Origin of the sequence: [Bacillus] selenitireducens MLS10 (assembly GCF_000093085.1) — a bacterium.
GTDB lineage: Bacteria > Bacillota > Bacilli > Bacillales > Salisediminibacteriaceae > Salisediminibacterium > Salisediminibacterium selenitireducens.
On record NC_014219.1, the window covers coordinates 1,852,910 to 1,877,997 of the forward strand.

Here is a 25,088-nt window from a genome sequence, read left to right on the forward strand (position 1 = left end):
ATCAGAGTGAGGAAGGAGGAGAAAGAATGGCTGACGGCAAAGTCATAGATATCGAACAGAAAGTGCCTGACTTCCGTGAACAGCGCAGACGAAAAAGCCGCAGGAGGCTTGTCCTTTATATCTCCATTCTCGCATTCTTTCTCCTGTTTGTTTATTATTTTCAAAGTGATTACAGTACGGTTGGACATGTTGATGTTTATGGGACAGATATGGTGGATGAGAAATGGGTGGTTGAGTCATCGGGATTAACAGATGGGGTTTCAATGTGGTCCTACCCCTTCCATGAGGCTGTTGAGGAGCTGATGGAACATCCTGTTATCGTGTCTGTTGAAGCAGAAAGGAATTGGCCCCGTTCGATTACCCTATATGTGGATGAATACAGAACGGTGGGTTATCTTCGATCCGCTGAAAACGGTGCTTTTTATCCGCTATTAAACGACGGATCGATATTGAATCAGGAAGAGTTTCAGGGTTCGCACGTGGATGAACCATTAATCAGTGGTATGGATGCCCATTCAGAACTTGGCAGACTCGCGCATGAACTTGACGAGTTGGATGAGATGGTGACAAGAAGGATATCGGAAGTTGTCCACGAACCGGATCAGGGTGAACATCATCTGACGCTGTATACAACGGATGGATTCACTGTTTATACGGAAATCAATGATTTCGCTTCGAATATGACCGCTTATCCGGCTGTAGCGATTCAATTGAACCCGGAAGAGGAAGGCATTCTGCACATGAGAATGACTCCATATTTCGAAAGGGAAGGTCAGGAGGAAGAAGAAATTGAAATTGAAGAGTAAACATATCATCTTAACATTTGTTTTATTCGTAACCGGGCTGTTGCTTTCTGTCAGTTTTCAGCTTGTTCAGGATGGCGTGTTTTCTCAGGAAACAATCAATGAAGCAGATTTAAGTCTGGAAGAGGGGTTGCAACGAGAAATTCTCGAAGAGCAAGAAGCAAATCTCATTCTTCAGGATGAACTTTCGGAGATCCAGGCTGAAATCAGTGCAGTTGAGGAGGAACTTGGTGATCAGGAGATCACACTATTCAACGTGATCGAAGATGTCGATCGATTGAGAATGTTTAACGGAACTGTACCGGTAAAAGGGCCGGGATTGACTGTGACATTGACGGATGCAGACTTTATACCCGGAGAAGATAATCCAAATCATTACATTGTTCATGAATACCATATTCAAAAAGTCGTGGATGAGCTTCTCGTTGCAGGAGCCGAAGCGGTATCCGTCAATGGGCAGAGACTCTCCCATGATTCATATATTCAGTGTGTCGGTCCGGTTATTGAAGTCGATGGTCACGTCTCATTTGCTCCTTTTGAAATCAGTGTCATTGGAGACAGTGAAACGCTTCTTGAGTCACTGAAATTACCAGGTGGAGTGATGGACTCACTGCTTGACGATCAAATTCAGGTTCGAACGCAAATGGAATCTGAAATCACCATCAGACCCCGTTATGAACAGGGGGAAACGTCATGAAGATAACACATGCCTTGTTGATGGGACTTGTTGCGGTTTTTGCGGGACTGATGATTATGGTTCAAACGGATTCAGGGGCGATGAATGTCAGCGGGGATACCCGGAATCTTGCAGAGTTGAGACAGGATCTGATGGAGCAGAAAGAACGCAGGCAGGAACTTTATGATCAGATAGAAGAGAGCAAAGCTGTTCTTGATCAGCTTGTTTCAGAGGATGATGTGGAAGATCTGTTGTTTCACGTACAAGAATCGTTGAGAGAGGATGCCGGATTCACTGAAATGACAGGTGAAGGAGTCATCATTGAAATCGACCTGCACTTTGATGAAACTTATGTCGGTGGTGGGGTTACTCACATACCGCCATATCTGTTGAGATTATTGATCAACGAACTGAACATTCAGGGAGCAAGGCATATTGCCATAGACAGGCAACGGATTGTTTCGTCAACGGCGATTCGGGAAGTTGAGGGGCGTACCCTGATCAATGGACAATGGATCAGCTATTTTCCAATTCAGATTCAAGTGCTGACAGACCGGCCTGATGATCTCCGTTACGCCATGCTCGCTTCGAATGCCAGAGACTTGTTTCAGTATGAGAATATGAGTTTTACTGCTGAAGTGGCGGAGGAAATTACACTTCCTGCGTATCATCAGCTGCCACGGATCAGATATATGGAAGTGGTTCAGGAGGAATAGAATATGTGGCTCCCCATCTTGGGATTGTTTATCGGTATATTAATTGGTTTTCTTGTGAATCTGCAAATGACAGTGCCGGATGCCAGTTATCTTGCAGTAGCCATTTTGGCGGCAGGGGACTCCCTGATGGGAGGAATAAAAGCGCAGCTGAAACAGGATTTTGATGAACGTATTTTTTTAACAGGTTTTGTAACAAATTTGATTTTAGCCTTGACTTTGGCTTTTCTCGGTGTTCATCTTAGTGTAGACTTGTATATAGCGGTTGCCGTAGTGTTTATTTTGCGTATGTTTAAGAATATGGGAACGATCCGCAGACATTTTCTTGGACACAGGAAGACAGGTTCTGAAGAATGACAGGCAACATCAGCAGCGATTAACGTAATGAACGTCAAATAAAGGTTTTTTAAGCGCTCATCAAGAAGTATTGTTGGATGGACGAACTAAGAGTTGGTTTGAATCAAACAGGGAGGTGTGAATGTTGGTCACACAGTCAACGTATGTAACCCTAGATATCGGTTCTTCGAGTGTCAGGGTTATGGTGGGTGAAGTTCGACGAGATTCGGTGAACATGATCGGCGTCGGGGAGGCAAAATCAAGAGGCATAAAAAAAGGGGCCATTGTCGATATTGATGAGACAGTGAACTCCATAAAAGAAGCTGTGGAAAAAGCGGAACGAATGATCAATGCGAGCATCAATCATGTCGTGGTCGGGATTACCGGTAACCATATTCAAATGCAGCGGTGTCACGGAGTTGTAGCTGTATCGAGTGAAGACAGGGAGATCGGTGACGAAGATGTGAACCGTGTCATGGATACAGCCCAGGTCGTTTCCATTCCACCTGATCGTGAAATCATCGGACTGGTGCCGAAACAGTTTATACTGGATTCAAGAGATGAAATCAAAGACCCGCGTGGCATGATAGGCGTTCGCCTTGAAATGGAAGGGACTTTAATTACCGGTTCAAAATCCACGATATTGAATATGCTTCGCTGTGTGGAACGGGCGGGCCTCGAAATTGCAGATATTCTCCTTCAGCCACTTGCGGCCGGAGATGTAGCCCTTTCTGAAGACGAGAAGGCACTTGGTGTCGCGCTCGTTGACTTAGGAGGAGGCTCCACCACGGTTACCGTTTTCGATCAAGGCGATCTTGTCGGGACAAGACAGATCCCTGTTGGCGGTGATCACATCACCAATGATATTTCCGTTGGTTTTAAGACATCAAAAGAAGAAGCGGATCTTGTGAAGCTGAACAATGGACATGCCTATGTTCCGACGGCTTCTGATGAAGAGGATGACAGCTTTGAGGTTTCAAAGATCGGAAGCCGGGAGCAACAATTGTTTACACAATGGCAATTGGCTAATATCATTGAACCAAGGCTTGCCGAAACGTTCGAGCTTGTTGATAAAGAAATTAAGCGTATGGGATATGATGAACTTCCTGGCGGATTTGTACTGATTGGCGGTTCTGCTAAAATTCCTGGAATTATGGAGCTTGCAGAAGAGATATTTGATCAGAATGTCCGTATAGCCATCCCTGATTACATAGGTGTCAGAGAACCGTACTTCACCAATGGCATCGGCCTTATGCTTTTTGCACATAAACATATGCGTATCCAGGGAAAGGACTTGTCAGCAAAACTGAGTCAGCCCGGTCATCAGGAGCAACAGGGCAGTAAACAGGTGAAGCGTGAACAGGTAAAGAAAGAGACACCGGCCAGAAATCAGTCCGGGGGCAAAGGCAGTGTGAAAGATAAAGTAAGCAATATGTTTAAATCATTTTTCGAATAGAGCGGCTTTTTGAGCGAAAATCAGATTGGGGGACCAAATATGTTAGAGTTTGAAATGGATACAGACCAGTTGGCCACGATAAAAGTTATTGGTGTCGGCGGCGGAGGCAGCAATGCCGTAAACCGAATGATAGAAAATGGGCTGCAGGGTGTTGAATTTATTGCGGTCAATACAGATGCACAGGCACTTCAGCTTTCAAAAGCGGAGCACAAATTACAGCTTGGAGGAAAGTTGACCCGGGGACTCGGTGCGGGTGCCAACCCTGATATCGGCAAAAAAGCAGCGGAAGAAAGCCGGGATCAGCTTGAAGAGTATCTGACGGGCGCGGATATGGTGTTTATTACGGCAGGAATGGGCGGCGGAACCGGCACCGGAGCAGCTCCGGTTATTGCAGAGATAGCCAAAGAAGCCGGTGCACTGACTGTCGGTGTCGTGACGAAACCTTTCACTTTTGAGGGGCGCCGACGGATGAATCAGGCGCAAACAGGTATCAGCGATTTAAAGGAAAAAGTGGATACACTGATCGTCATTCCGAATGACCGTCTGATGGAAATTGTGGACAAAAACACACCGATGATTGAAGCCTTCCGTGAGGCGGACAACGTACTGCGTCAGGGTGTACAGGGGATTTCGGATCTGATTGCAGTTCCTGGACTGATTAACCTTGATTTTGCAGATGTGAAGACGATCATGAGTGAAAAAGGATCCGCTCTGATGGGCATCGGGATTGCCACGGGCGAAAGCCGGGCTGCAGAAGCAGCGAAGAAAGCGATCTCTTCACCACTCCTTGAAACGAGTGTCGATGGTGCACAGGGTGTGTTGATGAACATTACCGGCGGTACGAATTTAAGTCTGTTTGAAGTGCATGAAGCGGCAGAGATTGTGTCATCTGCGTCAGACGAAGAGGTCAATATGATTTTCGGTTCAGTGATTAACGACAACCTGAAAGATGAAATTATTGTCACGGTCATTGCGACGGGCTTTGATGAGGCATCACAGCAAAAAGCTCAGCCGAAACGTTCAAAACCAAATGCACAAAAATCAGGCAGACAGGAACAAAAGGATCAGCCGCAGCAAAAAGCTGCCGAAGTGGAAGAAACGAGTCAGGAAGAAATCGACACACTCGATATTCCGACGTTTTTACGCAACCGAAGACAACGATAATGAGAACGGAAAGTATTGAAGGAGGAACCGGTGGTGACGGTCAGTAAACAACTAGCGGATGTGAAAGCAAAAATAAAAAAAGCCTGTGAACGCTCAGGCCGACAGGAACAGGATGTTCACATTATTGCTGTGACAAAGTATGTGACCACTGAACGTGCTATTGAAGCTGTGGATGCAGGAGTTCGGCATGTGGGAGAGAACCGGGTCGAAGATTATCGTGAAAAATATGACGAAATCGGAACGCGTGCCGAATGGCATTTTATCGGTTCCCTTCAGTCTAAGAAAGTAAAGAAAATGATCAACGAGTTTGATTATCTGCACTCCCTCGACCGCTTATCCCTTGCGAAAGAGTTGGACAAACGTGCAGAAGGGAAAAAAGTGAAGTGCTTTGTTCAGGTGAACGTATCAGGAGAATCATCAAAAGCCGGCATTTCGCCTTCAGAAGTCCTGCCGTTTATCAAGGAGCTCGAACAGTATCAGGCCTTAGAAGTTTCGGGCCTGATGACGATGGCACCGCTTACGGAGAACGAGAGCGAACTGCGACATGTTTTTTCTGAGTTGAGGAAATTGAGGGATTTGATCCAGGCGGAGTCGCTGCCCCATGCACCTTGTAAGGAGCTGTCGATGGGCATGTCGAATGATTACGAGATCGCAGTGGAAGAAGGGGCGACATTTGTCCGGATTGGATCAGCACTTGTCGGGTCTGAGTAACTGATACCATGAAGAGGTGATGATGAATGACCTTAAAAAGCAAGTTTAAACGTTTTTTTGAACTTGAAGATGAATATGAAGAACGGACGATCGAAAAAGAAGTGTCTTATGACCCCGAGAGTGCGGCTGCGGATGACTGGGATCAAAGCAGCAAAAAGGACAAACGGAATGTTGTCAGTCTGAGCAGTGTGCAAAGTCAGGCAAAAGTGATACTGGAGGAACCGCACACGTACGATGAAGTCCAGGAAATTGCGGATCATCTGAAGAACAGGCGTGCGGTTGTCATCAACCTCCAGCGCTTGCCTCATGATCAGGCAAAGCGGGTTGTCGATTTTCTCAGCGGCACAGTTTATGCCATCGGTGGCAATATACAAAAACTCGGCCACAATATTTTTCTTTGTGCGCCGGATAATGTCGATGTAACAGGCAATATTTCTGAAATGCTTCGTGACTGAAAGAATGGAGAGTGAAAGCTATGCAAATGATTGGCGGCGTGATTATTCAAATCATGACCATTTATATGTTTATCTGTTTTATTTATATCATCATGTCCTGGATTCCAAATGCACGTGAATCCAATTTTGGACAAATGATCGGGAGGATCGTGGAACCCTATTTTGCTCCGTTCCGTTCGATTATTCCTCCGATCGGAATGATTGACATTTCACCTTTGATAGCGATTTTTGCATTGAACTTTGCAATTCGCGGTGTCAGCTTTTTGTTCAGCATGTAAGGGAAATCTGGGGGTAGGAATCAGACAATGTCGATTTATCAGCATTTCAGACAGGAAGAACACGGGTTTATTGATCAGATCCAGGACTGGAAACAGCTTGTCCTGGACGAGTACCGTCCGAAGCTGACGGATTTCCTTGATCCCCGTGAACAGAAAATTGTTGAATCCGTAATTGGCAAAGATGCCGGACTGCTCGTCTATTTTTCCGGGGGACAGGAAGGTGCCGAGAGAAAACGCGCCATCATTGCACCGGATTATTTTGAACCGGAACCTGGTGATTTTGAATTGACGCTTTTCGAGCTTCAATATCCGGTCAAGTTTGCCACGCTTGAGCACCCGAAGATCCTGGGAAGTTTGACTGGAATGGGAATCAGACGTGAGAAGTTTGGTGATATTCTCTCTTTAGATGAACGGTTTCAGGTGGTTGTATGCCACGAAATAGCGGACTACATGTCCCTGAATCTTGATAAGGTCGGGAAAACAAAAGTCCGTGCCGAAGAAAAAGCCTTTGTCGGATATTCTGCCAAACGAACTGAGACTCGTTTGGAAACACGAAACGGTCTCATCCATGAGACTTGACGTGATTATTGCAGAAGGATACCATTTGTCGAGGTCAAAGGCGAAGCCCTTGATACAAAGTGAGAAAGTCAAGGTGAACTGGCGTACTGTTAACGATCCTGCATTTACGATCGAAGAGGAGGACGTAGTCTCCGTCAGAGGCTACGGCCGAATGTATATCACTGCTATTGAAGGTAATACACGAAAAGGGAAAATAAAGCTGACACTTGGCTTTCCTGAATAAATGAGCGTGACTGTGACTGGGCATTTTAATTCAAATGGAGGTGTGTTTCACACATGGCACTAACACCGTTGGATATTCATAACAAAGAATTTACCCGGGGATTCAGAGGGTACGATGAAGATGAAGTCAATGAATTTCTGGACCAGGTCATCAAAGATTATGAAATGGTGATCAGAGAGAAGAAAGAATTGCTCGAACGCGTACATGAACTTGATGAAAAGCTGAAACATTTTTCGAGCATTGAAACAACATTGAACAAGTCGATTCTTGTGGCACAGGAAACTGCGGAAGAAGTGAAACGTAACGCCGATAAAGAAGCCAAACTCATCATCAAAGAAGCGGAAAAGAATGCGGACAGAATCATCAATGAGTCATTGGCCAAGTCCAGAAAAATTTCTCTGGAAATCGAAGAGCTCAAAAAGCAGTCATCAGTCTATCGCATGCGCTTCAAGATGCTTCTTGAAGCACAGCTCGAGATGCTGAACCATGATGATTGGGAAGAGCTTCATGCTTCTTTGGATGAGGAAGCATCCAATCAGGAATCCTGATCCAAAAGAATGGACTTGACGCAAAAGACCGCCTTCATTATACTATGATAAGATCAATTCAAACGAAGGACGATGACAGGGACAGTAAAAGATGTGCAAACCTTCAGCGAATCGGGAACAGTGGGAGCCCGGTGGAATCACAGCTTTGAATATCACCCTCGAGTTGCAGACTGAACCCCTCTATTTTGCAGGGCAGTAGGAATGCCGGATGCAGCCGTTAACCTGTACTGAAGCGGATAAGCTGTTCAACATACATACCGGCTTATTTATCAGGGTGGTACCGCGGGTAATCCTTCTCGTCCCTTAACCAGGACGGGAAGGTTTTTTGTTTTCTCTGAAGATCCCGCCTCTGTAAGACGAAGATGCCAGCCATGAAAATACTGACACCTTACTATGAAGCAAAGTTGAAAGGATGAGAGTGATGGAATATAAAGATACGTTGTTAATGCCAAAAACAGAATTTCCGATGCGGGGCAATTTACCGAAAAGAGAGCCTGCCATGCAGGAACAGTGGGCTGAAGAGAAGATTTATGAACAAGTCCAAAAACGCACGGAAGGGCGCCCGATGTTTGTGTTGCATGACGGCCCTCCTTATGCAAATGGTGACATTCACATGGGTCATGCCCTGAATAAAATTTTGAAAGATTTTATTGTACGCTATAAATCAATGAGCGGCTTTCATGCCCCTTACGTTCCGGGCTGGGATACGCACGGTTTGCCGATTGAAACGGCACTCACGAAAAAAGGAAAAGTTGATCGTAAGAAACTGTCAGTCGCAGAATTTCGTAAAAAGTGTGAAGAATATGCACTTGGACAAATTGACCGACAGCGCGAACAGTTTAAGCAGCTTGGTGTTCGCGGCGACTGGGACAACCCTTACGTTACACTGACGCATGATTACGAAGCGCAGCAAATTCGCGTATTCGGTGAGATGGCAAAGAAGGGGTATATCTATAAAGGCAAAAAGCCGGTTTACTGGTCACCTTCTTCAGAATCTGCACTGGCAGAAGCTGAAATTGAATACCATGATAAACGTTCATCGTCAATTTATGTCGCCTTTAAAGTAGTGGACGGTAAAGGCGTGCTCTCCGGCGATGAGGAAGTGGTGATCTGGACCACCACACCATGGACAATTCCTGCCAACCTGGCGATTGCTGTCCATCCGGATCTGGAGTATGTCTCCGTTGAAACAAAAGGAAGAAAACTCGTTGTTGCCAAAGGGATGCTTGAGCATCTTGAGGCGGAAGGGGTTGTTGAGAGCGGTGATGTGCATCAGACGTTTAAAGGTTCGGATCTTGAAGGCATTCTGACAAAGCATCCGCTTTATGACCGTGAATCACTGATGGTTTTAGGAGATCATGTAACCCTTGATGCCGGTACGGGTTGTGTTCATACGGCTCCTGGACACGGGGAAGATGACTACATTGTCGGACAAAAATACGGTCTTGATATCCTCTGTCCTGTAGATGATAAAGGTCACTTTACAGATGAAGCACCGATGTTCAGCGGTTTGTTCTATGACGCCGCGAACAAGCCGATTACAGAAGCACTCGATGAGAGAGGTGCATTACTGAAGCTGAACTTCTTTACGCACTCCTATCCGCATGACTGGAGGACGAAAAAACCTGTCATTTACCGAGCGACTTCTCAGTGGTTTGCTTCCATCAAAGATTTCCGTGAGGACCTCTTAAAAGAAATTGAAGACGTGCAGTGGATGCCGAAATGGGGAGAAACCCGTCTTTATAATATGGTCCGCGACCGTGGTGACTGGTGTATTTCAAGACAGCGTGCGTGGGGTGTACCGATTCCGGTCTTTTATGGTGAAGACGGAGAACCGATCATCACAGATGAGACGATCAGTCATGTTTCTGACCTGTTCAGAGAGCACGGATCAAATATTTGGTTTGAAAAAGATGCGAAAGATCTCTTGCCTGAAGGCTTCAGTTCTGAGCACAGCCCGAACGGCACGTTTACGAAAGAAACGGATATTATGGATGTCTGGTTTGATTCCGGTTCATCCCATCAGGCTGTCCTCGAGGAACGCTATGATCAGGTTCGTCCTGCAGACCTCTATCTTGAAGGTTCGGACCAGTACCGGGGCTGGTTCAACTCTTCTTTATCCACAGCCGTTGCGGTGACGGGTAAGGCCCCTTATAAAGGCGTACTGAGCCACGGTTTCACCCTCGACGGGGAAGGTAAGAAAATGAGTAAATCCCTTGGTAATACGGTGATTCCAGCCAATGTGATGAAGCAGCTCGGTGCTGATATTCTCAGATTGTGGGTGGCATCCGTTGATTATCAGGCTGACGTGCGTGTATCTGATGCGATACTGAAACAGGTCGCAGAAGTGTACCGTAAAATCAGAAACACGTTCCGGTTCTTACTCGGGAATCTTGATGGATTCGTACCTTCTGAACATGCAGTAAGCTTCGATGATCTTGGAGAACTCGATCAGTATATGATGCTGAAGCTGAATGACCTCATTACATCAACAAGAAAGGCTTATGATGAATACCAGTTCGCCGGTATTTACAATAAGGTTCAGAATTTCTGCACGGTTGAACTCAGCTCCTTCTATATGGATATCTCCAAAGATACGCTTTATGTGGAGCATGCCGATCATGAAGACAGAAGACGTATTCAGACGGTCATGTATCATACACTGACATCTCTGGTGAAGCTGATGTCGCCAATTCTTTCACACACATCCGATGAAGTCTGGGCATATATTCCGGAGACTGAGGCTGAAAACGTTCAGCTGACGGATATGCCGGAGCCGAAGGATTTCTCCGGTTTTGAAAACATGCGGGAAAAATGGGACCGTTTCATGCTGCTGCGTGATGATGTGATGAAGGCTCTGGAAGATGCACGAAATGAAAAAGGCATTAAAAAGAACCTGCATGCATCGATCAAAGTCTATGCCGATGAAGCGGATGCGAGTCTGTTACAGGCGTCCGGGAATCTCGCCCAATTATTCATCACTTCGTCTGCAAAAGTTGCAGGCACTGTGAAGGATGCGCCGGGAGATGCGGTGCATTACGATCACCTGTCCGTGCTTGTTGAACGTGCTGAAGGAGAGACGTGTGAACGATGCTGGACGGTGACGGCCGATTTGGGTACTGATGAAAGTCATCCGACACTTTGCCCGAGATGTACAGATATCGTTGTCACTCATTATTCGTAATTAAGAAGATGAATCTGACTGACCGGGTCAGTCAGATTCTCTTTTTACAGGAACATGAACGGATCGCGTTTGTTCGCCGGTAATTTCGGTGAACGAGCGGGTTATTTTATTCAGACTGGAGGGGATCCACTTTGCTGTTATACTATGTTATAGCAGTTGCCGTAATCGCAATTGATCAATTAACGAAATATATTGTCGTGATTCAGATGGAACAGGGCCAAAGCATTGAACTGATTTCCGGATTCCTCTATTTGACCAGTCACCGAAATGCAGGTGCTGCATTTGGTATTTTGCAGGGACAGATGTGGCTGTTTTATATTGCAACAGTCATCGTTGTCGGTGTGATCGTCTATATGATCATTACGCAGGCAAAAGAATCCCGCTTTTTCGGCATATCTCTCGGACTGGTTTTGGGCGGAGCCATCGGGAATTTCATTGACAGATTATTGGAAGGTGAAGTCGTTGACTTTATTGACGTCTTTATTTTCACGTATAATTTCCCGATTTTTAATGTTGCCGATTCAGCACTGGTCATCGGTGTGGGATTGATGATGATTTATTTTATTCTTGAGGAAAAAAGACAGGGGACATCAAAGTGATGAATACATTTGAATTTACAGTGGACGAACAGGGAAAGCGTCTCGATAAATGGCTCACAGATCAGTCGGACGACTGGTCGAGGAGTCTGACGCAAAGCTGGATACAGGAAGGGTATGTGACAGTCAATGACGAGACGTCCAAAGCCAACTACAAGTTGAAGATTGGCGATGTCGTTCGGGTGAAGGTTCCTGAGGTCGAGGAGCTTGAGATCACCGCAGAAGACTTGGATCTTGATATTGTATATGAAGATCAGGACGTCATTGTCGTGAATAAACCGGCAGGAATGGTTGTGCATCCTGCACCCGGACACCCGTCAGGGACCCTTGTGAATGGCCTCATGTATCACTGTCAGGATCTCTCGGGGATTAATGGTGTCGCAAGACCCGGAATCGTCCATCGCATAGACAAGGATACGTCAGGTCTTTTAATGGTTGCCAAACATGACAAGGCCCATGAATCTCTTGTCGATCAGCTGAAAAACAAAACAACGATTCGTCAGTACGAAGCACTTGTTGTCGGAACGATCCCTCATGAAAAGGGAACTGTTGATGCACCGATTGGCAGGGACCCGCAGGACCGTCAGAAAATGACGGTCACAGAGGAGAATGCGCGGGATGCGGTCACGCATTTTCAGGTGATTGAGCGAATGAATGGTTATACCCATGTTCTTTGTGAGCTGGAGACAGGCAGAACCCATCAGATCAGGGTCCATATGAAGTATATCGGCTATCCAATCGTTGGGGATCCGAAATACGGGCCTAGAAAGAAGCACGACTTCAGTATTGAAGGACAGGCGCTCCATGCAAGGACGCTCGGGTTTGTTCATCCGGTAACGGGAGAACAGATGACGTTTGAAGCGGAAGTCCCTGAACGGTTTAAAGAAACACTTGATCAGATGAAGCGTGAATTCCCATTGACATAAGAAATGGACTGTGTCACAATTAAAAAAAGTTTAAGACCCTTTAATACAGTCCCGAGAGGCTGAGAAGGATGAACGCACAGTATTTCACAGGACACGTCTGTTCCCTGTGAAAACAGATGATGCATCTTTCCCGCCTGTTGCGACAGGCGGTTTTTTATGGTCTTCAAAGGTTAAGTCTGACAGCAGGGTGGTGAACACATTGGACAAGGTAATCATGGATGACAAAGCCATATCCAGAGCGCTTACGAGAATTGCCCATGAGATCATTGAACGGAACAAAGGCATTGATGATTGTGTTCTCGTCGGAATCAAAACCAGAGGCGTGTATTTGGCTGAGCGACTTAAAGAGCGGATTGAAAAGATTGAGGGAAAGACAATTGCCACGGGCGAAATCGATATTACGCTGTACAGGGATGACCTCACGCACAAACGGACCGATCAGGAGCCCGAACTGAAAGGTACGACCATCGATACACCGATCACAGATAAAAAAGTGATCCTTGTGGATGACGTGCTGTATACAGGCAGAACTGTCCGTGCAGCCTTGGACGCGCTGATTGATTTAGGCAGACCGGCTCACATACAGCTTGCTGTCCTGATTGACAGAGGGCACAGAGAACTGCCGATTCGGCCTGATTACATTGGTAAGAACGTTCCGACTTCAAAAACAGAAGTGGTTGAAGCGAAACTTCAGGAAGCCGACGGTGAAGAAGAGGTGCGCATAGCCGTTCAGTCATAACGCTGATACACATAGAAAAATATCCACAGTGAAACACAAAAAACCTCCCTTTAAATCAGTTCCGAGAAGCTGAAAAGGGGTATATTCCTCCACTTTTCTGCCTTTGGGCAGATTTGGACGAAGTACCTCTTTGGCACATGCAAAGAGGTTTTTTGTTTGAAAAATAAGGAGGAGTTTAACATGAACGAACAAAAAGATGTAGGAATTAAAGAGATACCAAGATTGGACAAATGGATCATCCTGAGTATTCAGCACCTGTTTGCCATGTTTGGTGCAACGATTCTTGTGCCACTGTTAACAGGGTTGAGTCCAGCCGTCGCCTTGGTATCAAGCGGTCTTGGAACGCTCGCCTATCTGGTGATCACAAAAGGACAAATCCCGGCATACCTCGGCTCTTCCTTTGCTTTTATCATGCCGATTATCGCGGCAATCAGCATCGGTGGTCCAGAAGGAGCCATGATCGGGAGTTTCTTCGCAGGCCTCGTATACGGGATTGTCGCTCTGATTATTAAAGCCACGGGGGTACAGTGGCTCATGCGTCTGTTGCCGCCGATTGTCGTCGGACCGGTTATCATGGTGATCGGTCTCGGCCTTGCCGGTGTGGCCATTGATATGGCCATGAATGACCCGGTCACGGAGAGCTACAGCGGGCTTCACTTTGGAGTTGCACTGTTTACACTGGCAGTTACCGTCATTGCATCGATCTTCTTCAGAGGCTTCTTCGGACTGATTCCGATTCTCTTCGGGATCACGGCCGGTTATCTGTTTGCTGCATGGAGAGGGATTGTCGATTTCTCACCGGTTCAGGAAGCAGCCTGGATTCAGGCGCCGGATTTCCTGATCCCGTTCGTCACATACTCACCAAGCATGTCCATTGAAATCATTCTCATTATGGTGCCGATTGCCCTTGTCACGCTTTCCGAACACATCGGAGATCAGATGGTATTGAGTAAGGTTGCAGAGCGTAATTTTGTCGAAAAACCAGGTTTGCACCGATCGATTTTTGGAGACGGGATTGCAACAGTGATCAGTTCCTTCCTTGGCGGCCCTCCAAACACAACATACGGTGAGAATATCGGGGTTGTCGCACTGACAAGAGTGTTCAGTACATTCGTCATCGGGGGCGCGGCAGTCCTTGCTATCACGTTCGGCTTTGTCGGGAAGATCTCAGCCCTCATTACGACCATTCCTTCTGCTGTCATGGGTGGTGTTTCGATCCTTCTCTTCGGGATTATCGCTTCTAACGGGATGAGGATGCTGATTGACAACCAGGTCGATATCGGCCGAAAACGGAATCTGATCATCTCGTCTGTCATTCTGATCATTGGAATCGGCGGAGCGTTTATTCAGGTCACAGATACCATCGAGGTTTCAGGTATTGCACTTGCCACTGTGATCGGGATTGTTCTGAACATGATTTTGCCTGGCCGTGACCGGGTCAAGACGAGCGCAGAGATGTTTGAAGATATGTCTGAAAAAAAAGAGTCATCAAATGATGGCGCCGCATAATCCATCCTTTAAAGGAGTCCTGTGAGTCTCCCAAGGGTGAATAAATAAACCGATCTCCGTCAATATGCAGGAGAGGTTTATTTTCACACACCCTGAATCTGTTCAGGGTGTGTTTTTTAGAATCACGACATGCAAGAAAGGGAACGAACAGCAATTGTTCATTTAAATTGAAGGGAGATTGAACGATGTCCTCATTAACCTCTTTAAAGATGCTTTCTGTAGAAGAAATTGACAGGATTCTCGATGATGCGGAACGATTATATGAAGTGCGGCACGTAGGGAGCCGGAACGGACATGTGATTGCCAATTTATTTTTTGAGGCAAGCACCCGTACGAAATGCAGTTTTGAGATGGCACAGAAACAGCTGGGGATCGATACGCTTCATTTTGATGTCGCCACGTCAAGCGTCAATAAAGGAGAGGGCCTTTACGATACAGCGAAAACCCTCGAGTCCATAGGCTGTGATGCTTTTATTATCCGTCACGGAGAAACACGCTATTATGAACAGCTGAAAGGATTGACGGTTCCAATCATCAATGCAGGAGACGGTTCGGGGGATCATCCGACTCAGTCACTGCTCGATCTTCTCACCATCCGTCAGGAATTTGGCCTCTTCAGGGGGCTGAAAGTCGTCATTGTCGGGGATATTCTCCACAGCAGGGTCGCACATTCCAATATTGAAGTTCTTGAGCGATTTGGCGCGGAGGTCTATGTGAGCGGACCTGAAGAATGGATTGATGAGGATATCCCGCGCGAGAAACGGCTCACGATTGACGAGGCCGTCGAAATCGCAGATGTAGTGATGCTTCTCCGGATTCAGCTTGAACGTCACGATGGAGAGATGCTGTCCAATCCGGATGACTATCTGCAGACATACGGGTTAACGATGGAAAGAGAGAAAAGGATGAAGCCGCACGGAATCATTATGCACCCTGCTCCGGTGAACCGTGGTGTGGAGATTGATTCTTCTCTTGTGGAATGTGAACGGTCAAGAATCTTTAAACAGATGAACAACGGTGTAGCCGTAAGAAAAGCCGTACTCGTTCGGGCATTGCATCAAAAGGAGGCTCCTGTACATGTGGTATAAACATGCAACACTCTATTCAGGTGGACGCTGGCTGCAAGACGTCCACGTCTTGGTAAACGAAGAAACAGGAAAGCTGCAGACGATCACAGCCGAAGAACCTGATGAAGAGGGCATTGACCTTGGCGGTAAATGGCTGATTCCCGGTCTTGTGGATCTTCATGTTCATTTACGTGAACCTGGTGGGGAGGCGAAGGAAACCATCCTGACAGGAACTCGCGCTGCGGCAAAAGGCGGTTTCACCACCGTATGTGCCATGCCAAACACGAGACCGGTTCCAGACAGTGTGGATACATGGTCATCCATTCAGGATAAAATGAACCGGGACGGGATCATCACCGCCCATGCATATGGATCGATTACAGAGCGGGAACTCGGGGAGACCCTCGTCGACGTAAAAGGATTGAAAGAAGCAGGTGCTGTTGCGATTACGGATGATGGCGTCGGGGTCAAAGATGCCGGCATGATGTACAATGCGATGACACAAGCCAAAGAGGCAGGGATTCCTGTTGTCGCGCACTGTGAGGACATGAGTCTCGTTCAAGGCGGCGCGGTTCATGAAGGGACATTCAGCAAACAAACAGGTATACCGGGGATTACATCGGTCAGTGAATCGGTCCATATTGCGAGAGATTGCCTCTTGGCAGAAGCGACCGGAGCCCATTATCACGTCTGTCACGTCAGTACAAAAGAATCTGTCCGGGTCATCCGGGATGCAAAACGTGCGGGGATCCATGTGACCGCGGAAGTCACACCTCATCATCTTGTACTCTGTGAAGATGACATACCGGGCGATGACAGTATGTATAAAATGAACCCGCCTCTTCGTTCAAAGGAGGATCAAAACGCGCTTATTGAAGGTATTCTTGATGGTACCCTCGATATCATTGCCACGGACCATGCACCGCATACAGAGGATGAAAAGGCGTTACCCATGACCGATGCGCCCTTTGGGATTACCGGTCTTGAAACCGCGTTTGCATTACTGTATACAAAGCTTGTCAGGCCGGGAATTTTGTCACTTTCAGACCTGATTGAGCGGTTAACGGTCAAACCGGCTGCGATTTTCAAGTTGGATGCAGGTGATCTTGCGCCGGGACTTGATGCCGACTTCACGGTGATTGATCCCGAACGGACAGAGATTGTGGATCCGTCAACATTCGAGTCGAAAGGGAAAAACACGCCATTTACCGGTGAACGGTTAAGCGCATGGCCTGTGATGACCGTTCATAAAGGAAAAGAAGTATACCGAAGAGAGACAGTTGAGGAGGGCCAGTGATGAGACGAAAGCTTGTACTTGAAAACGGCGCAACCTGGGCAGGTGAAGGAATCGGTTCAGATACAGATAGTTTTGGCGAGGTAGTGTTTCAGACAGGGATGACGGGCTATCAGGAAATTCTTTCTGATCCGTCCTATTCGGGTCAGATTGTGACGATGACGTATCCCCTGATCGGCAATTACGGGATTAATCGCGACGATTTTGAGAGTATGAATCCGGCTCTGAAGGGAGTCATTGTCAAAGAAGCGGCAGTCTCTCCGTCTCATCATCTCATGAGACGGTCCTTCGATGACTGGTTAAAACAGATCGGCGTCGCCGGAATCGCTGGTGTCGACACAAGAATGATCACCCGGATGATAAGGGAAAATGGCGTCATGCGGGGCGCCATCGTTTATGATGACGCAGACGAGCAGGAAGTCATTGACAGACTCAAAGCAACAAATCCTTTATCAGAACAGGTCAAAGAGGTATCGACGAAATCCATCTACGCCAATCCAGGTCAGGGTAAACGGGTAGTGCTGATCGATTACGGTATGAAAAAAGGGATCTTGAGAGATTTGCTGCAATTGGGTTATGACGTGATCGTTGTGCCATATAATACCTCCGCAACGGTTATACTTGGCCTGAGTCCGGACGGTGTCGTATTGAGCAACGGTCCTGGAGATCCGGCAGATATTCCGGAATCTGAAGCCTGTGTTCAGGAGCTGATCGGACAGGTTCCATTGTTTGGTATCTGTCTCGGTCATCAACTTCTCGCACGGGCATGCGGTGCATCGACTGAAAAGATGCGTTTCGGTCACAGGGGATCCAATCATCCTGTAAGAGAACTCGCGACGGGAAAGATCGCGATCACATCCCAAAATCACGGGTATACGATTTCACCGGATTCACTTGCCAAGACATCACTTGAAACCACGCATGTCAACGTCAATGACGGTTCAGTTGAGGGGATCAGACATCTGCACGCACCGGCGTTCAGTGTTCAGTATCACCCGGAGGCTTCTGCGGGACCGGAAGATGCCAAAGAACTGTTTAAACAGTTTGACAGCATGATCGATGAAGTTGCAGGAGGGACGCATTATGCCAAAACGAACTGATCTGAACAAAATTATGGTGATTGGGTCCGGTCCGATCATAATCGGACAGGCCGCAGAGTTTGACTATGCAGGCACGCAGGCCTGCCAGGCGTTAAAAGAAGAAGGATATGAAGTCGTTCTTGTGAATTCCAATCCTGCGACGATCATGACAGATGAAGAAACGGCAGACCGGGTTTACATGGAACCGTTGACGGTGGATTTTCTAAGCAGAATTATTCGCAAAGAACGGCCAGATGCCCTTCTCGGTACGCTGGGGGGACAGACCGGTCTGAATCTCGCAGTTGAGCTCTTTGAATCAGGCATTCTCGATGAATATGGCGTGAAGCTGCTGGGAACGGAAGTGGAGTCAATCCGAAAAGCTGAAGACCGTGAGGCATTCCGTGCTTTGATGAATGAGCTTGGAGAACCTGTTCCTGAGAGTGAGATCGTACATTCTGTTGAAGAAGCGCGTACTTTTGCAGAAAGCATCGGTCTTCCATTGATTGTCAGACCTGCATACACATTAGGCGGAACCGGGGGCGGCATCGTGAACACGATGGAGGAACTTGAAACCATTGTATACGGTGGTCTGAAAGCGAGTCCGGTGAATCAGTGTCTTGTGGAAAAGAGCATAGCAGGGTTCAAAGAAATTGAATATGAAGTCATGCGGGATAAAAATGATACAGCCATTGTCATCTGTAATATGGAAAATATCGACCCTGTCGGTGTCCATACAGGGGATTCCATTGTGATGGCCCCGTCTCAGACATTGACAGACCGTGATTATCAGCGACTGAGAAATGCATCGCTTGCCATTATCCGTGCCCTTGAAATTGAAGGTGGGTGCAATGTACAGCTCGCTATCGACCCGGACAGTGACCAGTATTATATTATTGAGGTCAATCCCCGGGTAAGCCGTTCATCAGCACTTGCTTCAAAAGCTGCAGGGTATCCGATTGCCAAGCTTTCTGCAAAGATTGCCGCCGGGTATCATTTGGATGAATGCATCAATCCCATTACCAAAGTGACGTATGCGAGCTTCGAACCGGCTCTCGATTATGTCGTCACAAAAATACCGAGATGGCCATTCGATAAGTTTGATGCTGCGAACCGATCTCTTGGTACCCAGATGAAGGCTACTGGCGAAATCATGGCAATCGGCCGGACGTTTGGCGAATCATTTTTAAAAGCGGTCCGCTCTGCGGAAACAGATACCAATCATTTGATTCACAGTGGCATGGCGGCTCTTGATGAGAAAGAATTGTACGACAAGATTATCAAGACCCACGATGAACGGGTTTTTGCGATTATCGAAGGCTTAAGGCGCGGGTTCAGTGTGGATGAACTGCACAGAATCACCATGTTTGACCGCTATTTCCTCAGTGAGTTCAAACGCATGATTGATCTTGAACAAACGCTTACTCAGGACAATTGGAAAGATCATTTGTATGAAGCGAAACGTCTCGGTTTTTCCGATGCTTATATTGCAGACGCAACCGGTGAAGAAGAGGAGGCCGTCGCATCCTGGCGGCAATCGCAGTCGGTCAAGCCTGTCTTTAAAATGGTCGATACCTGTGCAGCGGAATTCACGTCGGCAACGCCTTACTATTACAGCAGCTATGAGACGGAAGAAGAATCCGAAGTGACCGGTTCAAAATCAATTGTCGTCTTGGGCAGCGGTCCGATTCGGATCGGACAAGGTGTGGAATTTGATTACGCAACCGTCCATGCCGTGAAAGCGATCCGCGAAGCTGGTTATGAAGCGATCGTCATCAATAATAATCCGGAAACGGTCAGTACGGATTTTGAAGTATCGGATAAGCTCTATTTTGAACCGCTCACGACAGAGGACGTCATGCACGTCATTGAGCATGAAAAGCCTGAAGGGGTGCTCGTGCAATTTGGTGGACAGACTGCGATTAACCTTGCAGACAGTCTGGTCAAACAGGGGGTCAGGATTCTCGGGACCAGTCTTGAGGAAATGGATGCATGCGAGAACCGGAATCTCTTTGAGGCAAGGCTTCATGACATCGGGCTTCCGATGCCGGAAGGGAAAACGGCTGTGTCGGTGCCGGAGGCAATGGCGATAGCGGAAGACATTGGTTATCCGGTGCTTGTGCGACCTTCCTATGTCCTTGGAGGACGTGCAATGGAGATTGTCCACACGGAGTCAGAACTCTCTCACTATATGCAGCGTGCGGTAAATGTGAATAAAAAGCATCCGGTTCTGATTGATGAATACATTACGGGAACGGAGATTGAAGTGGATGTCGTCAGTGATGGAGAGACGGCTGTTGTGCCGGGCATAATGGAGCATATTGAGCGGGCCGGCGTGCACTCCGGTGATTCCATCGCGGTTTACCCGCCGCAGAAACTGTCCGACGAAATGAAAGAGACGATCACACAGTCAGCGATTCGCCTTGCCAAGGGCTTTCAGATCAAAGGTCTGATGAATATTCAGTTCGTAATCCAGCGTGACCGTCTTCTTGTGATCGAGGTGAATCCGAGATCAAGCCGAACGGTGCCGTTCATCAGCAAAATCACCGGTATGAACATGGCAAACGCCGCGACTAAAGCCATTCTCGGTCAGTCCCTGATCGATCAGGGCTTCACCGAAGGCATCCTTGAGGAGCCGGAGAAGGTTTCTGTGAAAGTGCCGGTGTTCTCCTTTGCGAAACTCCGAAGTGTGGATATCTCACTCGGCCCGGAAATGAAATCGACAGGTGAAGTTATTGGTACCGACACAACCGTTGAAAAAGCCCTTTATAAAGGGCTGATTGCATCAGGGATCAATATCCCGACGCAGGGAACCGTGCTCATAACTACCGCTGATAAAGACAAGGAAGAAGCGGCTGCCATCGCAGGGCGTTTTCATCAAATCGGTTATCAGATTCTGGCGACAGAAGGAACGGCAGCGTTCTTGAACGGCAAAGGTATTCAGGCAGAGGTCATCGCAAAGATCGGTGGCGGGGAACATGATCTGCTCAGTGTGATTGAAAAAGGTGAGGCTGATGTGATCATCAATACGATGACACGGGGTAAACAGCCTGCCAGGGACGGCTTCCGGATACGAAGAGAGGCCGTTGAACGGGGTATTGCCTGCCTCACGTCTTTGGATACGGCAATGGCGGTACTCAGTGTCCTTGAAATGCTGACGTTTACGATCGATCCGTCAAATAGCCGCGGGGTTTCCGCCCCTGAAGGAGCGATGCTGACATGATCCATGAAACCAGTGTGATTGCAAATCGGCTCATTGCCAAAGATGTGTTCGAGATTCAGCTTCATGCACCGGAACTTGCAGCTGCGGCATTGCCAGGACAGTTTGTGCACATGCAGACCGGTGTGTTTGGAAAGCCGCTGTTAAGACGCCCGATCAGTATTGCAGATACAGATCCGGATAAAGGGGTCATCACGTGCATTTATAAGACAGTCGGAACAGGCACAGCTGTGCTCTCGACGCGGGCACCCGGTGAGATCATCAACGTCATGGGGCCGCTCGGTTCGGGATTTCCTGTGGAGTCTGTCAAAGAGGATGGCCATGTCCTTTTGATCGGTGGAGGAGTGGGGGTACCGCCGATGTATATCCTCGCAAAGGCCTTGACGAAAGCAGGGGTATCCTGTCACATCTTCCTTGGCTTCAGGTCTTCAGAAGATGTGTTCTATGAAGAAGCCTTCCAGTCACTTGGTGACACGTGGGTTGCTACAGAGGATGGCACGAGAGGATACAGAGGATACATCACAGACATTCTGACCGAGGAGCATGCGAGCCGGTATTACGCCTGCGGTCCTAAACCGATGCTCGCAAAGGTTAAGCATCAGTTGACGATACCGGGTTATCTATCCCTTGAAGAACGGATGGGTTGCGGCGTTGGTGCCTGTCTGGCATGTGTCTGCCGGACGAACACGGAACGCGGCTATGCGAAGGTCTGCAGTGACGGTCCTGTTTTTGACAGTAAAGAGGTGATCTTATGAACAGGTTGGCGGTGGATTTACCAGGGATGCCGATGAATAATCCGGTCTTGCCGGCATCAGGCTGTTTCGGGTTCGGCGAAGAATACGGGCGTTTTTATGATTTGAACCGGCTTGGTGCCATTACGGTCAAGGCTGTGACGGCCGAGAAGCGTCTCGGCAATGCCGTGCCGAGAATTGATGAAACAGAAGGCGGTATGCTTAACGCCATCGGTCTTCAAAATCCGGGAGTGGATCATGTCATCACTCATGAGCTCGAAGCCCTGAAGCAGTTTGATATCCCGGTACTGGTCAACATAGCAGGGAACGCCGTCGAAGATTATGTCGAGACGTCACGGAAGGTGGCGGCTTCGGGAAAAGCTTCGGCCCTCGAGCTGAATATATCCTGCCCCAACGTTAAAATCGGTGGGATGCAGTTTGGAAGTGATCCGGCTGTGGCCCGTGAACTGACCCGGGCTGTTAAAGAAGTGATTGATATCCCGCTCTATGTCAAACTGTCGCCGAATGTGACTGATATCGTCGCTATGGCGAAAGCGGTGGAAGCGGGCGGTGCAGACGGATTGTCCATGATCAATACACTCGTAGGGATGACGATTGATGTTCAAACCGGACAGCCCGTGCTGGCAAACAAACGGGGAGGACTTTCCGGACCGGCTATCAAACCGGTGGCAATCAGGATGATTTATGATGTGAGTCAAGAGGTCTCTATTCCGATTATTGGCATGGGTGGCGTGCAGACCGTTGATGATATCATCGAATTTATGATGGCCGGTGCATCAGCTGTGGCGGTCGGGACCGCTAATTTTCAGAATCCGATGATTTGTCCGGAGTTGATCGATGGTCTTGAAACAAGGCTTGATGAGCTGGGCTACCAGTCTGTCAGAGATATCATTGGAAGGAGCTGGTCACCATGCAGCCAAACCCTCTCTTTATAGCGTGCGATTTTTCTTCACGGGCCGAACTTGATCAATTTTTGAAGGAAATGGAAGGCAGGCATCTCCATTTGAAAGTGGGGATGGAACTGTTTTACAAAGAGGGACCGGAAATTGTTCATGCATTAAAAGAGAAAGGACACTCGGTATTTCTTGATCTGAAGCTTCATGATATTCCTGAAACAGTCAAACGGAGTATGATTCAGCTCGCGGCACTTGGTGCGGATCTCGTGAATGTTCATGCCAGTGGGGGGATCCGCATGATGGAAGCGGCTATGGAAGGTCTTCACCAGGGGACGCCGAAAGGGCAGGCCATTCCGTCATGCATTGCAGTCACTCAGTTGACAAGCACATCGGCTTTGATGATGAACGAAGAACTGAAAATCGCAGGATTCCTCGAGGATCAGGTTCGTCATCTTGCAGGCTTGGCGATGCAAGCCGGACTGAAAGGCGTCGTCTGCAGCTCGATGGAAACAGAGATGCTGAAAGCCGCGTATCCGTCGATTTGGACTTTGACACCCGGAATTCGACTTAAGGGCAGTGATGCGGGGGATCAGGTCAGGGTCTGTACACCAGGAGAAGCCCGGCAGGCGAAGACAGATGCCATTGTGGTCGGGCGTGGGATCACGCGTGCAGAGGATCGCTTACAGGCGTATGAACACTACATAAAGGAGTGGGTTGGCTATGATAACCAATGATACAGCAGCGTCAATTGCGTCGTTATTAATGAAGATCGAAGCGGTTACTTTGAGTCCGGAGGATCCCTATACATGGAGCTCCGGGATACGCTCACCGATTTATTGCGATAACCGGATGCTCATGGCATTTCCGGATGAGCGTAAGAAAGTGATCGATGCGTTTGTCCACATGACAGAGGCCCTGCCCTATCAGGTCGATGTCATTGCAGGAACAGCAACAGCAGGTATTCCTCATGCGGCTTGGCTGAGTGAGCGTTTGGATCTTCCCATGGCCTATATACGCGGATCGGCAAAAGGTCACGGCAAACAAAATCGTATTGAAGGCCGGATCAATGCGGGAGACAGAGTCCTGATTATTGAAGATCTGATTTCCACCGGGGGCTCATCCATTGATGCCACTGAAGCTGTACGTGATGCAGGAGGGATCGTGACGGATATCGCAGCGATCTTTACCTACGGCTTGCCTAAAGCGGAGGAAAATGCGTCTTTGCATCAGCTGACCATCCATACTATTACCGATTTTGATACACTGATTGCCAGTGCAAAATCAGAGGGTGTATTATCTGATCAGGACGAGGTGAGTTTAAAAGAATGGAAACAGGATCCATCATCATGGAAGAAATCCTGATCGGGTTTCCCAAAACATCTGCATACCAATTCCATTTATAATTGATCCGACCCTGACGGGGTCGGATTTTTTGTAGTGTGCCGGGCATGCACTGTATCTTGGGAGTGAAAGTCTCCTGTGGGCTTGGCAGTAGGAACCACTAGTCAATGGCAAGGGTGTCCACCGTGAGGTGGAATCTGAAGGAAGCCGGCGACAAACTCCTGTACCGAGGAACACGAACCATATCAGGCACAAATGGGGCGGATGAGTCTGCTATACAAGATAAAGTCCAATACTGCCCGAACCCCACAGTGTAAATATGGCGGCGATAGGACGAAGGAGACAGTGCTTACCCCGGGAGGTCTTACGAGGGTTCCCGACAAGAAGGATGGAAGATCCTACAGGAACAAGGAATTCAGAGATGGATTCCTGAATCGTAAGAAGTCAGCCGAGGTCATAGTAATCCCATGGGGATGAAGGACCGAACAATAAGCGTCTTTGAGACAAATGAAATTGACAGGATTGCTTTAATCACAGAAAACGTCT

Annotated in this window: 23 protein-coding genes, 1 pseudogene and 1 other annotated feature; all 24 genes and pseudogenes read left to right on the forward strand. The window is 47.8% G+C overall.

The features are described 5' to 3' along the window. Positions 1 to 26 precede the first annotated feature (26 nt). The 24 genes and pseudogenes from BSEL_RS08500 to pyrE all read left to right on the forward strand — a co-directional run bounded on the left by BSEL_RS08500 (position 27) and on the right by pyrE (position 24,563). Positions 27 to 806, forward strand: a complete 780-nt coding sequence (locus BSEL_RS08500; protein ID WP_013172589.1) for a cell division protein FtsQ/DivIB — start codon at positions 27 to 29, stop codon at positions 804 to 806. After that, on the forward strand, positions 790 to 1,500 hold the full coding sequence (locus BSEL_RS08505) for a DUF881 domain-containing protein (RefSeq protein ID WP_013172590.1): 711 nt from the start codon (positions 790 to 792) through the stop codon (positions 1,498 to 1,500). Before BSEL_RS08500 ends, BSEL_RS08505 begins: the two co-directional genes overlap by 17 nt. Beyond that, on the forward strand, positions 1,497 to 2,195 hold the full coding sequence (locus BSEL_RS08510; RefSeq protein WP_013172591.1) for a DUF881 domain-containing protein: 699 nt from the start codon (positions 1,497 to 1,499) through the stop codon (positions 2,193 to 2,195). Before BSEL_RS08505 ends, BSEL_RS08510 begins: the two co-directional genes overlap by 4 nt. A gap of 3 nt (positions 2,196 to 2,198) precedes the next feature. Further along, entirely contained in the window at positions 2,199 to 2,549 is a 351-nt protein-coding gene (locus BSEL_RS08515) for a small basic family protein (RefSeq protein ID WP_013172592.1), read from the forward strand. Positions 2,550 to 2,670: 121 nt separating this feature from the next. Then, on the forward strand, positions 2,671 to 3,984 hold the full coding sequence (ftsA, locus tag BSEL_RS08520; RefSeq protein WP_013172593.1) for a cell division protein FtsA: 1,314 nt from the start codon (positions 2,671 to 2,673) through the stop codon (positions 3,982 to 3,984). 39 nt (positions 3,985 to 4,023) lie between these two features. Continuing rightward, positions 4,024 to 5,148, forward strand: a complete 1,125-nt coding sequence (ftsZ, locus tag BSEL_RS08525) for a cell division protein FtsZ (RefSeq protein WP_013172594.1) — start codon at positions 4,024 to 4,026, stop codon at positions 5,146 to 5,148. Positions 5,149 to 5,181: 33 nt separating this feature from the next. After that, positions 5,182 to 5,859 (forward strand): YggS family pyridoxal phosphate-dependent enzyme, encoded by a 678-nt coding sequence (locus BSEL_RS08530; RefSeq protein WP_041581844.1) that lies wholly within the window; start codon positions 5,182 to 5,184, stop codon positions 5,857 to 5,859. Positions 5,860 to 5,885: 26 nt separating this feature from the next. After that, entirely contained in the window at positions 5,886 to 6,314 is a 429-nt protein-coding gene (locus tag BSEL_RS08535) for a cell division protein SepF (RefSeq protein ID WP_013172596.1), read from the forward strand. 20 nt (positions 6,315 to 6,334) lie between these two features. After that, complete coding sequence (locus tag BSEL_RS08540; RefSeq protein WP_013172597.1) at positions 6,335 to 6,592, forward strand: YggT family protein; 258 nt, start codon at positions 6,335 to 6,337, stop codon at positions 6,590 to 6,592. A gap of 27 nt (positions 6,593 to 6,619) precedes the next feature. Further along, positions 6,620 to 7,394: pseudogene (locus tag BSEL_RS08545) on the forward strand (YlmH family RNA-binding protein). A 53-nt stretch (positions 7,395 to 7,447) separates the two neighbouring features. After that, positions 7,448 to 7,942 carry a DivIVA domain-containing protein gene (locus tag BSEL_RS08550; protein WP_013172598.1) on the forward strand — a complete coding sequence of 165 codons (495 nt, stop codon included), beginning with the start codon at positions 7,448 to 7,450 and terminating at the stop codon, positions 7,940 to 7,942. Positions 7,943 to 8,005: 63 nt separating this feature from the next. Continuing rightward, positions 8,006 to 8,249: a binding site (T-box leader), on the forward strand. A 114-nt stretch (positions 8,250 to 8,363) separates the two neighbouring features. Continuing rightward, a complete protein-coding gene (gene ileS, locus BSEL_RS08555) occupies positions 8,364 to 11,126 on the forward strand; it encodes an isoleucine--tRNA ligase (RefSeq protein WP_013172599.1) in 2,763 nt (920 codons plus the stop codon). Positions 11,127 to 11,260: 134 nt separating this feature from the next. After that, entirely contained in the window at positions 11,261 to 11,725 is a 465-nt protein-coding gene (gene lspA, locus BSEL_RS08560; protein WP_041582388.1) for a signal peptidase II, read from the forward strand. Continuing rightward, positions 11,725 to 12,648: an RluA family pseudouridine synthase gene (locus BSEL_RS08565; protein ID WP_013172601.1), complete on the forward strand. Its 924-nt coding sequence runs from the start codon at positions 11,725 to 11,727 to the stop codon at positions 12,646 to 12,648. Before lspA ends, BSEL_RS08565 begins: the two co-directional genes overlap by 1 nt. Before the next feature lie 199 nt (positions 12,649 to 12,847). After that, on the forward strand, positions 12,848 to 13,387 hold the full coding sequence (gene pyrR / locus BSEL_RS08570) for a bifunctional pyr operon transcriptional regulator/uracil phosphoribosyltransferase PyrR (RefSeq protein ID WP_041582389.1): 540 nt from the start codon (positions 12,848 to 12,850) through the stop codon (positions 13,385 to 13,387). 180 nt (positions 13,388 to 13,567) lie between these two features. Next, positions 13,568 to 14,896, forward strand: coding sequence for a solute carrier family 23 protein (locus BSEL_RS08575; protein WP_013172604.1), 1,329 nt, complete (start codon positions 13,568 to 13,570; stop codon positions 14,894 to 14,896). A gap of 185 nt (positions 14,897 to 15,081) precedes the next feature. Beyond that, the gene (locus tag BSEL_RS08580; protein WP_013172605.1) at positions 15,082 to 15,984 is read left to right on the forward strand and encodes an aspartate carbamoyltransferase catalytic subunit; all 903 of its coding nucleotides are present in this window, start codon (positions 15,082 to 15,084) and stop codon (positions 15,982 to 15,984) included. Then, the gene (locus tag BSEL_RS08585; RefSeq protein WP_013172606.1) at positions 15,974 to 17,260 is read left to right on the forward strand and encodes a dihydroorotase; all 1,287 of its coding nucleotides are present in this window, start codon (positions 15,974 to 15,976) and stop codon (positions 17,258 to 17,260) included. The genes BSEL_RS08580 and BSEL_RS08585 overlap by 11 nt, the downstream gene beginning before the upstream one ends. After that, positions 17,260 to 18,357 carry a glutamine-hydrolyzing carbamoyl-phosphate synthase small subunit gene (gene carA, locus BSEL_RS08590; protein WP_013172607.1) on the forward strand — a complete coding sequence of 366 codons (1,098 nt, stop codon included), beginning with the start codon at positions 17,260 to 17,262 and terminating at the stop codon, positions 18,355 to 18,357. Before BSEL_RS08585 ends, carA begins: the two co-directional genes overlap by 1 nt. Continuing rightward, complete coding sequence (gene carB / locus BSEL_RS08595) at positions 18,341 to 21,556, forward strand: carbamoyl-phosphate synthase large subunit (protein ID WP_013172608.1); 3,216 nt, start codon at positions 18,341 to 18,343, stop codon at positions 21,554 to 21,556. Before carA ends, carB begins: the two co-directional genes overlap by 17 nt. Continuing rightward, positions 21,553 to 22,308 carry a dihydroorotate dehydrogenase electron transfer subunit gene (locus BSEL_RS08600; RefSeq protein ID WP_013172609.1) on the forward strand — a complete coding sequence of 252 codons (756 nt, stop codon included), beginning with the start codon at positions 21,553 to 21,555 and terminating at the stop codon, positions 22,306 to 22,308. The genes carB and BSEL_RS08600 overlap by 4 nt, the downstream gene beginning before the upstream one ends. After that, complete coding sequence (locus BSEL_RS08605) at positions 22,305 to 23,240, forward strand: dihydroorotate dehydrogenase (RefSeq protein ID WP_013172610.1); 936 nt, start codon at positions 22,305 to 22,307, stop codon at positions 23,238 to 23,240. The genes BSEL_RS08600 and BSEL_RS08605 overlap by 4 nt, the downstream gene beginning before the upstream one ends. Beyond that, positions 23,216 to 23,935, forward strand: coding sequence for an orotidine-5'-phosphate decarboxylase (pyrF, locus tag BSEL_RS08610; protein WP_013172611.1), 720 nt, complete (start codon positions 23,216 to 23,218; stop codon positions 23,933 to 23,935). The genes BSEL_RS08605 and pyrF overlap by 25 nt, the downstream gene beginning before the upstream one ends. Next, the gene (gene pyrE / locus BSEL_RS08615; protein ID WP_013172612.1) at positions 23,922 to 24,563 is read left to right on the forward strand and encodes an orotate phosphoribosyltransferase; all 642 of its coding nucleotides are present in this window, start codon (positions 23,922 to 23,924) and stop codon (positions 24,561 to 24,563) included. Before pyrF ends, pyrE begins: the two co-directional genes overlap by 14 nt. Positions 24,564 to 25,088 lie beyond the last annotated feature (525 nt).